The organism is Curtobacterium sp. VKM Ac-2861 (assembly GCF_013204965.1).
Taxonomy (GTDB): Bacteria; Actinomycetota; Actinomycetes; order Actinomycetales; family Microbacteriaceae; genus Curtobacterium.
In genome coordinates, this window is the sequence record NZ_JABMLA010000005.1 from 194,870 (window position 1) to 206,884 (window position 12,015).

A 12,015-nucleotide genomic window follows, 5' to 3' on the forward strand; every position below is an offset into this window, starting at 1 on the left:
GACGGCTCCCCACCGGGCGCGGAAGCGCGCCGGGCGCCGCGCACAACCAAAGTGCATCCGCGCCGCGTTTCCGCGCGGTTCGGACGCACTTTGGTTGTGCCGCGCGGAAGCGCGCCGGGCTCTGCGCTGCGCGCGCCGGCGCGCGCCGGGCTCTGGAGCCGGGCGGCTACCGGGCCGGGGCCGGCGCTGCCAGGTCGCCACGGGCCTCCAGGGCGAAGGCCGCCATCGGCGGCACCGAACGCCACCGCTTCGCCAGGCGACGCGGCCGGTCGTCACGCCACGCGACCATGCCGCCCGCGACGATCCCGAACGCCAGGACGGCGAACGAGAACAGCCCGATCAGGCCGAGCACCACGACGCGACCCGTGTCCGATGGGTCAGCGGTCGCGGAGTACCCGATCGACCCGAAGTCCCAGAACGCGTGCAGCAGCACCGGGACGAGCAGCGAACCGGTCACTCGGCGAGCGACGTACAGCGTGGAACCGAACGACGCCGCGAACACGACCTGGATCATCGTCGGTCCGATCCCGGCCCCGGCGAGCGCGTTGAGCAGGTGCAGCAGCCCGAACAGCACGCACGACAGCGCCCACACCCCGAACTCGGGCACCCGGCGACGGAGGCCGACCAGGAGCATGCCCCGGGCCATCAGCTCCTCGAACACCCCGACGAACAGCACTCCGACGGTGAGCAGCAGGAAGTAGTGCGCGGGCAGCGCCGTCCAGTCGATCAGGGGCAGCCGCACCAGGCAGACCACGAGCACCAGCGCCGGTGCGAGCGCGGACCAGCGCAGCGGCGTCCGGGTGCGGTCGACGGTCGCGATCCGCCACCACCCGAGCCCGGTGACGACCACGGCGAGCGCGACGGCGGCGATGCCCTCGGGGATCACCAGGGCGCGGACGACGCTGTCGACCGTCTGGCCGAGCGTCGGGTAGTCGTCGCTCGGCCGTGACCGCCACGCGCTGATCGCCGCGAAGACCACGAGGGGCGCGAGGCCGATGAGCAGCGAGGGCGGGACCGGCCAGCGGCGACGACGGGGTTGGTGCACGTCCCGGTTGTACCAGTGCAGCCGTACGATTGGCGGTATGCGCCTGCCCTCGTTGTCGACCATGGCCGAGGACTACGTCAAGCTCATCTGGAAGGCCGGGGAGCGCGGCGGCGCCGGACTGGCCACGCGGGACATCGCGGCGACGCTGAAGGTGTCGGCCTCGACGGTGTCCGGCAACCTCAAGAAGCTCGACCGCGACGGCCTCATCGAGCACACCCCGTACTACGGCGTCGTGCTCACCCCGCTCGGGCAGCAGGTCGCGGTCGCGATGGTCCGGCGGCACCGGCTGATCGAGTCGTTCCTGGTGTCCCGCCTCGGCTACACGTGGGACGAGGTCCACACCGAGGCCGAGGCGCTCGAGCACGCGGTGTCGGAGCGGTTCCTCGACCGGGTCGACGCCGACCTCGGGCACCCGACCCACGACCCGCACGGCGACCCGATCCCTGCCGCGGACGGCACCGTGCCCGCCACGCTCGGCACGCTGCTCGGTGCGATCGAGCCCGGCGCGTGCGGCACCGTCGACCGGGTGTCCGACGACGACCCCTCGCTGCTGCGGTACTTCGACGAGCTCGGGGTCGGCCTCGGCACCCACCTGCGGGTCGAGCGGGTGCGGGACTACGCCGGCGTCATCGCGGTCTCCCGACGTGGGGCGGACGGCGCCGAGGCGCTCGTCGACCTGCCCGCCGCCGCCGCGACCGCGATCTGGCTCGCTCCCGACGCCGACTGAGCGGGCCCGCCCGCGCCACCCCGCTCACGTCCGCCGAGCGGTCACCATCTGTCGCCCGGCAGCCCCGCAACCGACGGTTCACGACCACTCGGCGCCCAGGGCACGGGGCGTCGCGACCGCACCGCGGCCCGCGAACGCGCGTGGTGTCGGACGGGAGGCCCGGTGCGCGGCCGCCACGCGCCTCCCGTCCGTCGCCCCCACTGGTCACGACACCCCGCTCACGTCCGCCGAGCGGCCAGGGACCGCCGCCCGACAGCCCCGCGACCGACGGTTCACGACCACTCGGCGCCCAGGGCACGGGGTTTCGTGACCGCGCGACGCGCCCGCCCCACCACCGCAACGCCGACGGTTCTCGACCACTCGACCCGCCCAGCCGGGCGCGCCCACCGGCCCTAGCCCTTGGCGGACCGGGTGCGGCCGAGCGCCACCTCGCGCCGAGCCCGTTCGAGGGCGAGCGCGGACGCAGCGTCCGGGTCGTGCAACAGCCGCTCCGTGTCGGCGACGTGGTCCCGCACGGCGTCGGAGCCCCGGGCTGCAGCCGCTGCGAGCACCGGCGCCACCGTCTCCTCGCCCAACCCGACCAGTGCCCGCGACAGGCTGAGCCGCCGTTCGCGCGGACCGACCCCGAGCTGCACCGCCAACGTCCGGGCCAGGTCGCCCCGCTCGTCGTCGGGCACGAGCGCGACGGCGGTCCGCCAGGCGGCGCGGAGCACGTCGTCGTCGTGGTCCGCCAGCAACGGGCGCACGGACGGCCAAGCCGACGGGTCGCCGACCTTCGACAGGGTGTGCAACGCCTGACTGCGGGCCTGCGGCTCGGAACGGGTGAGCGACGGGACCACCCGCGCGACGACGTCGGCCGACGGGTGCCGGGTCAGCGCCCAGGTGAGCATGTCGCGGACGAAGAAGTCCGGCTCGACGGCGCACTGCTCGACGAGCACGTCGAGGTCGGCCGCATCCGGGGTGGTCCCGGCGGCCATCACGGCCTGCAGCCGCACCGAGGAACGGGGGTCGGCGAGGGCATCGGTGAGTGCGGTCATGGGTCCATGCAACCCGCTGCCACCGGGGCCGTGTCAAGCCTCGGGGCATAGCGTCGGCCGAGGAGCGGTTCGCATCGAGGACCGCTCGCCCGACCACGAAAGGACCCCCGTATGCCCCGCATCGGCACCAGCGACCTCCACGTGTTCCCCCTCGCCCTCGGCGGCAACGTCTTCGGGTGGACGGCGGACGAGTCGACCTCCCACCAGGTCCTCGACGCCTACACCGCGGCGGGCGGCGACTTCATCGACACCGCCGACGTGTACTCCGCGTGGGCCCCCGGCAACGAGGGCGGCGAGTCCGAGCGGGTCATCGGTTCGTGGCTCGCGGCCTCGGGCAAGCGTGACGACGTCGTCATCGCCACGAAGGGCTCGCAGCACCCGCAGTTCCAGGGCCTCGGCGCGGACACCGTCGCCGCTGCCGCCCGTGCCAGCCTGCAGCGCCTCGGCACCGACCGGATCGACCTGTACTACGCGCACTTCGACGACCAGTCGACCCCGCTCGAGGAGACCGTCCGCGCCTTCGACCAGCTCGTCACGGACGGCATCGTCCGCTACACCGCGATCTCGAACTACTCGAAGGACCGCGCCGAGGAGTGGATCCGCATCGCGACCGAGAACGGCCTCGCGCAGCCGGTCGCGATCCAGCCGCACCACAACCTCGTCACCCGCGAGCCGTACGAGTCCGACATCGCACCGCTCGCCCACGCGCACGGCCTCGGCGTCGTGCCGTACTTCGCTCTCGCCGCCGGGTTCCTGACCGGCAAGTACCGCTCGAAGGAGGACTTCGCCGGTAAGGACCGCGAGGGCCAGGTCTCGGGCTACTTCAACGACGAGGGACTCGCCGTGGTCGACGCCCTGTCCACCATCGCCGAGGCCCGCGACACGGAGCTCGCGACCGTCGCCCTGGCGTGGCTGCAGGCGCAGCCGGACGTCGTCGCGCCGATCGCCAGCGCCCGCAACACCGAGCAGCTGCCGGCGCTGTTGGCCTCGGCGGAGCTCGAGCTCAGCGCCGACGAGCTGCAGACCCTGTCCGACGTGTCGGCGAAGGTCCCCGCGGCCGCCTGACCCGCGCCCGCCTCGACCCCGAACGACATCCTCGACGTCGCACGACGTCGGGGATGTCGTTCGTTGCACACGCGGGCATCACCGGCGGGCAACGGGCGACGACATCGATGTCGTACGACGTCGACGGTGTCGTTCCACGTCGACCGCCGCAGCCGCCGCCGCCGCCGCAGCAGCCGCCCTACGCCCCCGGCGCCAACGACGCCGTGAGCTCCTGCCCCGACGACCGGGTCACGAAGCACGAGATGAACCGGTCGCCCTGGTCCCACGTCGCCTGGTCCGGCGCGTACGACCCCTGCACCTGCACGTCCCCGACGGCCGCAGCCGCCGAGGCGTTCAGGGCCGCGTCCGACTGGCACTGGTCGGCCGCCTGCGTCGCGAGGGCCTCGGCCCCCGGGTAGGCGTCCCCGTCGACGGCGATCCGTGCGGTGAGCTGCCCGATGTGCGGCGTCGCGCAGTCGACGACCGTGAAGCTCTGCGCCCAGGCGTTGGTGAACGGCGACAGGCACTCCCCGCCGGCCAGGTCGGTCCAGGCGTGCTCGCCCGGCAGCGCGGGCGTGGTGGCGAACTGGAGCGTCGCAGCCGGAGCAGCGGCCTCGTCCGAGGGAGCGGCAGACGCCGCAGTCGAAGGAGTCGCCGGAGCCGATGACGCTGCCGCCGGGGACTTCGTCGGCGCGATCTCCTGGTCGGAGATGTTGTTCCCGAGGATCCACTTCGACAGCAGGAACACCAGGACGATGAGCACGACGATCAGGGCGATCGAGCCGTAGACGAGCAGCTGCTTGCCGCGCTTGCCCTCGCTCCGCAGGCGCGCCGCACCCTGGTTGATGAAGTTGTCGCGCTCGACCGGCGGGCTGGATGACACGGGCGCAGGCGACGACGCCCCGGCACCGGCACCGGCAGCAGCCGACGGCACCGCGGCCGCCGGCATCATCCGCGTCCCGGTGTCCTCCGGGTCGTACCCCGTGCCACCGAGCTGCCCGACGGCCTCGGTGCCGAACAAGTCCTTGATCGCACTCGTGTCGCTGGTCTCGCGGCCGTCCCACTCGGACTGGTCCAGCTCGTCCGGCGCCGCGGCCGGCAACGCCGTGGGCTGCGCCCCCGTGTCGTCCCGGCGCAGGCCGAGGACGGCGTCCAGGTCCTGGCCCACCGCGGGCGGCAGGTGCGCCGGGTACGCGGGCGACGCAGCGGGCTCGACGAGGGGCGGCGCAGCGGTCGGCGGCACGGTCGCGTCGGGTTCGGACCACCAGGGCGTCCCGGCGACCGGCAGTGCGGTGGTCGCGGCGTCCGGGAGGCCCGTGGCCGCGTCCGCCCCGTCACCCTCGGCAGCGGAGCGGGTCGCGTCCGGGGCCTCGGTCGGCTCCGCGGGAGCCAGCGGCCCGTCACCGGGAACCGCCGGCGGCACAGCAGCTGGCGGCACGGCAGCAGCCGGTGGCACAGCAGCAGGTGACACCGCAGCCGCCGCAGCAGCATTCGGCACGGCCGGGGGCACCGGGAACGTCCGAAGCGCCTGCGGCACCCCGTCGACCGGGGTGTCGACCTCGCCGGAGACGACCTCGGCATCGGCATCGGTCTCGTCCGCCAACGACCACGAACCGCCGCCACCGAACGCCGTCGTGTCGAACGAGTCGCCGGTCAGGGCCGTCGGGACCTCGCCGGTCTCGTCGTCGCGGATGGCCCAGTCGAACGGCCGGTCCGGTCCGGCGCCCTGCGTGGGCACGGACCCCGTGCCGGCGATCCGGAGCAGGTCGGTGAAGCTCGGCGGCTCCTCGGACGGGGGCAGCACGTTCTCGACGCCGAGCGGCTGGTGCACGACGGGCCCGGTGGGCGGGACGGGTGCGCCGGAACCAGTCGCACGGCCGAGCCAGTCGACGTCGGCACGGCCCTCGCCGAACGGGTCGACGCGGCGACGTTCGTCCTCGATGGCCTGCGACGCCGCGGCGCGCTCGTCGCGGTGGGTCTGCGCGGTCGGCAGCACGATCGACGAGGGGTGCGGCGCGGTGGGGTTCGGCGGCACGACGGCGGCCGGCGGGATGCGGTCGTGCAGGGTGGAGCGCTCGTGCTCGGCGGCGGCGTCCGGGCTCTCGGACGGCGCCGACAGCTGCTCGGGCATCGAGATGGCCTGCGTCGCGCCGTCGTCCAGCACCGGAGCAGCAGGTGCGGTGGGTGCCTCGGGGGCCGAGGCCTCAGGGGTCGCAGCCTCGAACGGCTCCGGCAACGGTGCGCCCGTCTCGCGCGCGGTGCGCTCGGCCTCGCGGCGCTCCCGTCGCGAGGGCCAGTCCTCCTCGCCCCGCGGGGCGCCGAAGATGTCCGCGGCGCTGCGGAGACCGTGGAACGGAGCGTCCGGGTCGGACGCGCGCCGGGCCTCCTGGCCGTCCACCCCGTCGGCACCGTCGGCCGCCGCTGCGGGGCCGGCCGTGTCCTCGGGGTCGCGCGCGTCGTCCGGACGCTCCCCGCTCACGCGGTCAGCCCCAGATCAGCCAACCCGATGGCTGCGAAGTAGGGGTACCCGGCTGCCTCGATGGTCTCCTTGGCGCCGGTGTCGCGGTCGACGACGACCGCGACGGCGGCGATGATCGCGCCCTCACGCTCGAGCGCTTCGGCCGCCTTGAGCGGCGAGCCGCCCGTGGTGGAGGTGTCCTCGAGCACGACGACGCGCTTGCCCTTCAGGTCCGGGCCCTCGACCTGCTTGCCGCGGCCGTGGTCCTTGGGCTCCTTGCGGACGACGAAGGCGTCGTAGGTCAGGCCCTGTGCGGCAGCCTGGTGCAGCACGGCGCTGGCGATGGGGTCGGCGCCCATGGTGAGTCCGCCGACGGCCGAGACGTCCGGCACCTGCTGCACGAGCTCGGTCATGACCTGACCGATCAGCGGCGCGACCCGGTGGTCCAGGCTGACCTTCCGCAGGTCGATGTAGTACGTCGCCTTCTTCCCGCTGGTCAGGGTGAAGTCGCCGTGGAACACCGCTTCGGAGGAGATGTACTGGATCAACTGTTCGCGCGCGTCGGTCACAGCGCACAAGGGTAGCCGGTCGGGCTCGCAGCGCGCTCCCCCGTCCTGTGGGGTCGTCCCGAGCAGCCCTCGGTACGCTCCGGGACATGCCCCGAGCACCGCGTCGCACCGCCGTGGCGCCGGCTCCGTCCGGCGGCCGTCGGTCCGGCGGCGTGGCCGGGGCGATCGGACGGGAGGCCCTGGGCGCCCTGGTCGCGCTGGCCCTGTCCGTCATCGCCCTCCGCCACGTCGTCGCCACGGAACGGGTCGCCCTGCTCTGGTACGACGGCGACTCGGTGCTGCTGCCCCTGGTGCACCGGTCGATGCAGCTCGGGCAACCGTTCGAGTGGGCGATGTCCCCGGCGCTGTTCTTCTTCCCCGAGTTGCCGGTCTACCTGCTCTGCGCCCTCGTCACGGGCACCCCGCAGCAGGCGCTGGCGCTGAACGGGGTGCTCGTCCTGCTGGCCGTGTACGCGCTGGTGCGGGCTGCCGCGAACGAGCTCATGCCGTCGGCCGGACGAGCGGCCCGCATCACGGTGTCGGCGGCGAGCGTGGCGTTCGTGACCCTGCTGGTGCTGACGGAGTCGTCGGGCACCGCGACGTCGCTCGAGCTGGCGTCCCTGCTGCTGACGACGACGTACTACTACGGCGTGGTGCTGGCGATGCTCGGCACCGCGGTGCTCGTGCTCCGCGCCGTGCGGGTCGGGCGGGCGTCGGTCGTCGTGCTCGTGGTGCTCGGGCTGGTGGCGTTGTGCACGACGGCGTCGAACCCGCTGTACGTGCCGTGGTCGGCTGCACCCGTGGTGGTCACGCTCGTGCTGCTGGCGGCGGTGCGCCGGGTGCCGTGGCGTCCCGCGCTGCTGCTGTCCGGCACCGTGACGGTCGGGTCGCTGCTCGGGTACCTGGTGCGGATCCCGCTGCAGCCCTTCGTGTCACTCGACCCGTCCACCTACGTCCGGCCGTCGCGCGCGGTGGAGACCCTGCAGTTCTTCGCGGCGCTGACCGACGTGCGAGCCGGCACGGCGGCGGGCGACGCCGGGCTGTTCCTGATGTTCGTCGGGGTGCTCGTCACCGTCGGCGGCACGGTGTGGGCCTGGCGGGTCCGGACCGCGCGCACCGTGCTCGTCGCGACCGCGTTGCCCCTGGTGACCGTCGTCGCGGCGTCGATCGGGGTCGTCCTCGTCGGGTCGGAGACGCCGCGGTACCTCGAGCCCGTCGTCACCGCACCGCTGCTGGCCCTCGTCGCGGTGGCCGAGCTCACGCGCACCGCGGTCCGCCGCACCCGCGTGCACCGGCCGTTCCGCGGGGTCCGCGCCACCGTCGCGATCGCCGCCGTCGCCGTCCTCGCCGCCGGGGTCGCCACCGCCCCGAGCACCGCGCACGCCGTCGCCACCGCCCGGTACACGCCGTCGTCCTGCCTGGACCGCTGGGCCGACGGACGATCGGTCACCGGGGTCGGCCAGTTCTGGACGGTGCGGCCGCTCGCCACGTACTCCGCGACGAACGTGCAGCTGCTGCAGGTCCGCGACACCTTCGCCACGTACCCGTGGCTCGTCGACCTCGGGGCCTACCGGGACGCCGACCCGACCTTCGTGGTGGTCGGGTCGCACGACCTGTGGACCACCGCGGTCGAGGACTCCCTCGGTGCCCCGGCGACGATCACGCACTGCACGGGGTTCGACGTCTACGACTACGCGGGGACCTCCGGCGCGGACGTCCTCCGACGCGACGTGGTCGGCAGTGCGGACGAGATCCGTCAGGAGCGCGGGTTCTAGGAGTTGTCCACAGCGGCGCGTCGGCGTCCGATCTTCTCTGTACGGATGTATAGGCTCGTGGTCGATGTCTCGCCCCACCAGCCACCGCACCCCTCGTGCCTCCGTGCGCCTCCGCCTCGCCGTCACCGGACTGGCACTCGCGGGCCTCGTCGGCACGGTCGTCGTCGATGCACCCACTGCCCAGGCGGTGACCTACCCCACGTGGGACGAGGTCAAGAACGCCCGCGGCAAGGAATCCGCGAAGCAGGGGCAGATCACCGAGATCAAGGGCATCATCAGCGACCTCGACGCCAAGGTCGAGGCCGCCCAGGCGAAGGCGAAGGAACTCGGCGACGTCTTCTACGAGGCCCAGAACGTCTCGCAGAAAAAGGCGGAAGAAGAGCAGAAGCTTCGCGCGAAGGCGGACGAACACGCGAAGGTCGCCGAGCAGAGCGCCGCGCAGGCCGGCCAGTTCGCCGCGCAGATGGCCCGCTCGGGCGGTGCCGACGTCACGACCTCGGTGCTCACCAAGGGTGACGACGCACGCGACCTGCTCTACGACCTCGGCGCGCTGAGCAAGCTGTCCGAACAGGCCGAACGTGTGCAGGCCGCCGCGGCCGTCGACGCCGGTGTCACCCGGTCGCTCGAGGCCCAAGCCGACCGCGCTGCAGGGGAGCTCGAGCGGCTCGCCGCGAAGGCCGAGGCCCGCATGCAAGAGGCACAGGCCGCCTCCGACGCCGTGCAGACCGCGTACGACGAACAGCAGTCGAACAAGGCCCGGCTCGACGCCCAGCTCGCAACCCTGGTCTCCGGCCGTGTCCGGACCGAGGCCGAGTTCGCCAAGGGTGAGCGCGTCCGCAAGGCAGCTGAGGCGAAGGCCGCGCGCGAGGCCGAAGCCCGTGCCGCCCGAGAACTGGCCGCGGCGGCAGCGGCAGCAGCGAACGCCGGCGGCGGATCGTCCGGCGGCGGTGGCGGCTCCGGCAGCAGCGGCTCGGGCAGTGGCGGCTCCGCCGGCTCGGGTGGCGGTCAGGGCTGGGTCCGCCCGGCCAGCGGCTACGTCATCAGCCCGTACGGCTACCGCGTGCACCCGATCTACGGCACCGTCATCAAGCACGACGGCACCGACCTGGCCAGCGGCTGCTCGACGCCCATCGTCGCCGCGTCGGCCGGCACCGTCGACTACGTCGGCTGGTACGGCGGCTACGGCAACTACGTCCGCATCAACCACGGCAACGGGGTCCAGACGGCCTACGGCCACATCGTCAACGGCGGCTTCCGGGTCGGCATCGGCCAGCAGGTCTCCGCGGGGCAGCTCATCGCGCTCGTCGGCTCGACCGGCCAGTCCACCGGGTGCCACAGCCACATCGAGGTACACATCAACGGCGCCACGACCGACCCGGTGCCGTTCATGTCCGCGCGGGGCGTCGCCTTCTAGCTCACTCGATCGCACACCGACCGCCGTCCGCTTCACGCGGGCGGCGGTTCGTCGTTCCCCACAGTCGCGTCGCTACAATTTCACACTGCACCGCTGAAATGCTACGTTTCCCCCATCGGCCAGTTCGAATGTGGGGGGACGATGGGGATCGAGTTCGACGACGCAGCGGCGTCGCGGTTGGTCGGCTGCGCGGTCGAGGTGGCACTGACGCTGCGGGCCAGCGCCGGACCGCGTCGGAGCACCGCAGAGGCCGCGCTGCTCGACTTCGACGGGGCGTACTCGCGACTGTTCGAGGCGGCCCGTGTGACGGAGTCCACCGACCGCGTCCGGCTGGCGAAGGAGCTCGAGGACTTGGCCGATCAGCTCCGCATCGTGCAACGGCAGGCGGACGAGGAACGGCAGCGATCGGCGGACCTGGCCGCGTGGCAGCGACGCGAAGCCGACCGTGAGCTCGTGCGCATCGCCGGTGGCGTGCCGATGCAACCTGTGCTCGACTGGGGCAGCGCGGTCTTCGACCCGAAGCCGTCCAGCACACCGAAGCGCCCGTCACCGGTGTCCGCCACCTTCAGCGCCCAGTCCCGCCAGCGCACCGGCAGTGGTCGCTCCGGCGGACGCAGCAGTGCTGATCCGACCAGGCTGCGGCAGTTCAGCGCGACCGTCCGAGCACAGGATTCCTCGACGGAACAGGACCTGGTCCGGGTGCGCAACGCCTGGACCGCGTTCACGAGCCGCTGCAGCTGGGTCCCCATCGACGGTGCCACGCTGCCGAGCGGGTTCGGCGACTACCTCGCCGAGAACGCTGAGGACGCGTCCTGGGTCGACCGGATCGCGGACGCCTTCAGTGCTGCCGGCGGGGGCTCCCTGGCGAACACCGCGCTCGACGCTGCCGCGGCCTCGACGCTCCCACCCGGGCTGCAGCGGCTGCTCGATCCCTCCCTGACACCGGCGGAGGTCGCAGCGATCTGGGCTGCACTCGGATTCACCGACGCCGACGTCCGCGCGCTGCCGCTCACCACGCAGCTGCAGTTCGCGGGGCTCGACGGGGTCCCGGCCGCGCAGCGCGACATCGCGTCCCGTGCGGTCCTCTCCGCAGCCGTGCGGGATCCGGAGCGGCTGTACCGGCTGATGGGGTTGGCGTACACGTACGGGGCGGTCAGCCTCGATGAGTTCACGGAGCAGGTCATCGCGCTCCGCGACGGACTCAACCGTGCTGATCAGCTCGCGGGTCGCCTGAAGGCACACTCGGCAGCGGTCGCACAGCTGGTCGGGTTCGGCGTCTCGAACGGGGCCCTCGTCGCTGCAGTCGTCCTCGGCGATCTGGACACGGCGTCCAACGTGACCGTGAACGTGCCGGGTGCGATGACCACGCTCGACAGCATGGGTGAGAAGGTCCGCGCCGCCAACGAGCTCCTCTTCGCGGCTGGGCAGAGAGGATCCGCGGAAGACTCCTTCGCGGTCGTGTCCTGGCTCGGGTACCGCGCCCCGGGTGTCATCGAGGTCCCGCGGCAGGACCGCGCGCACGCGGGCGGGGCGAACCTCGCGTCCTTCCTCGACGGCATCCACGACAGCCGCGGCACAGCACCGCGGTCCGTCACGGTCCTCGGGCACTCGTACGGCTCCACCACCGCGGCCGAGGCGCTCGCGCAGACCCGGCACCGCGTGGACTCGTTCGTCACGTACGGCTCAGTCGGGTTCACCGACACCACGCTGCCCGAGCACCTCAACGTGGGCCGTGTCTACGCCACCGAAGGCGCCAACGACCACACCGCGATCCTCGGCCGGATCGGGCGCAGCGATCCCCGCGATCTGCCCGACGTGGACACGTTCAGTGCGGAATCCGCCCGGGACACGAAAGCGGTCACCGGCCACGACATGTACCCGGAAGCCGGCGGTGTCGGCTACTTGTCCCCCGATGCGACTTCACAGCGGACGATCGCGAAGATCATCGCCACCGGGAAGCCATGATG

General features: G+C 73.1%; 9 protein-coding genes. 5 read left to right on the forward strand and 4 right to left on the reverse strand.

What is annotated here, in order from left to right:
- Nucleotides 1–166: 166 nt before the first annotated feature.
- Nucleotides 167–1,045, reverse strand: a complete 879-nt coding sequence (locus HQQ88_RS19940) for a CPBP family intramembrane glutamic endopeptidase (protein WP_173169791.1) — start codon at nucleotides 1,043–1,045, stop codon at nucleotides 167–169.
- Nucleotides 1,046–1,082: 37 nt separating this feature from the next.
- On the opposite strand from HQQ88_RS19940, the gene HQQ88_RS14065 reads away from it, so the two are divergent.
- Nucleotides 1,083–1,772, forward strand: coding sequence for a metal-dependent transcriptional regulator (locus HQQ88_RS14065; RefSeq protein ID WP_123293578.1), 690 nt, complete (start codon nucleotides 1,083–1,085; stop codon nucleotides 1,770–1,772).
- A gap of 392 nt (nucleotides 1,773–2,164) precedes the next feature.
- On the opposite strand, the gene HQQ88_RS14070 is transcribed toward HQQ88_RS14065, so the two are convergent.
- On the reverse strand, nucleotides 2,165–2,809 hold the full coding sequence (locus HQQ88_RS14070; RefSeq protein WP_159573565.1) for a HEAT repeat domain-containing protein: 645 nt from the start codon (nucleotides 2,807–2,809) through the stop codon (nucleotides 2,165–2,167).
- Between the two features lie 111 nt (nucleotides 2,810–2,920).
- On the opposite strand from HQQ88_RS14070, the gene HQQ88_RS14075 reads away from it, so the two are divergent.
- Nucleotides 2,921–3,874, forward strand: coding sequence for an aldo/keto reductase (locus HQQ88_RS14075; RefSeq protein ID WP_173169792.1), 954 nt, complete (start codon nucleotides 2,921–2,923; stop codon nucleotides 3,872–3,874).
- Between the two features lie 178 nt (nucleotides 3,875–4,052).
- Here the strand turns inward: HQQ88_RS14075 and HQQ88_RS20210 are convergent, their stop codons facing one another.
- Both HQQ88_RS20210 and pyrE read right to left on the reverse strand, forming a co-directional pair.
- Nucleotides 4,053–6,332 carry a septum formation family protein gene (locus tag HQQ88_RS20210; RefSeq protein ID WP_173169793.1) on the reverse strand — a complete coding sequence of 760 codons (2,280 nt, stop codon included), beginning with the start codon at nucleotides 6,330–6,332 and terminating at the stop codon, nucleotides 4,053–4,055.
- On the reverse strand, nucleotides 6,329–6,880 hold the full coding sequence (pyrE, locus tag HQQ88_RS14085; protein ID WP_071404348.1) for an orotate phosphoribosyltransferase: 552 nt from the start codon (nucleotides 6,878–6,880) through the stop codon (nucleotides 6,329–6,331). The genes HQQ88_RS20210 and pyrE overlap by 4 nt, the downstream gene beginning before the upstream one ends.
- An 86-nt stretch (nucleotides 6,881–6,966) precedes the next feature.
- On the opposite strand from pyrE, the gene HQQ88_RS14090 reads away from it, so the two are divergent.
- From HQQ88_RS14090 to HQQ88_RS14100, 3 genes are all read left to right on the forward strand, one after another.
- Nucleotides 6,967–8,634: a hypothetical protein gene (locus tag HQQ88_RS14090; protein WP_173169794.1), complete on the forward strand. Its 1,668-nt coding sequence runs from the start codon at nucleotides 6,967–6,969 to the stop codon at nucleotides 8,632–8,634.
- A 64-nt stretch (nucleotides 8,635–8,698) separates the two neighbouring features.
- Nucleotides 8,699–10,048, forward strand: a complete 1,350-nt coding sequence (locus tag HQQ88_RS14095; RefSeq protein ID WP_173169795.1) for a M23 family metallopeptidase — start codon at nucleotides 8,699–8,701, stop codon at nucleotides 10,046–10,048.
- Nucleotides 10,049–10,189: 141 nt separating this feature from the next.
- Nucleotides 10,190–12,013, forward strand: a complete 1,824-nt coding sequence (locus tag HQQ88_RS14100) for an alpha/beta hydrolase (protein WP_173169796.1) — start codon at nucleotides 10,190–10,192, stop codon at nucleotides 12,011–12,013.
- The last annotated feature ends 2 nt before the right edge of the window (nucleotides 12,014–12,015 follow it).

Excerpts from the sequence above, each read along its gene's own strand:
- HQQ88_RS14065 (WP_123293578.1), top strand. The coding sequence starts at position 1,083 with ATGCGCCTGCCCTCGTTGTCGACCATGGCCGAGGACTACGTCAAGCTC.
- HQQ88_RS14070 (WP_159573565.1), bottom strand. The coding sequence starts at position 2,809 with ATGACCGCACTCACCGATGCCCTCGCCGACCCCCGTTCCTCGGTGCGG.
- HQQ88_RS14075 (WP_173169792.1), top strand. The coding sequence starts at position 2,921 with ATGCCCCGCATCGGCACCAGCGACCTCCACGTGTTCCCCCTCGCCCTC.
- HQQ88_RS14090 (WP_173169794.1), top strand. The coding sequence starts at position 6,967 with ATGCCCCGAGCACCGCGTCGCACCGCCGTGGCGCCGGCTCCGTCCGGC.
- HQQ88_RS14095 (WP_173169795.1), top strand. The coding sequence starts at position 8,699 with ATGTCTCGCCCCACCAGCCACCGCACCCCTCGTGCCTCCGTGCGCCTC.
- HQQ88_RS14100 (WP_173169796.1), top strand. The coding sequence starts at position 10,190 with ATGGGGATCGAGTTCGACGACGCAGCGGCGTCGCGGTTGGTCGGCTGC.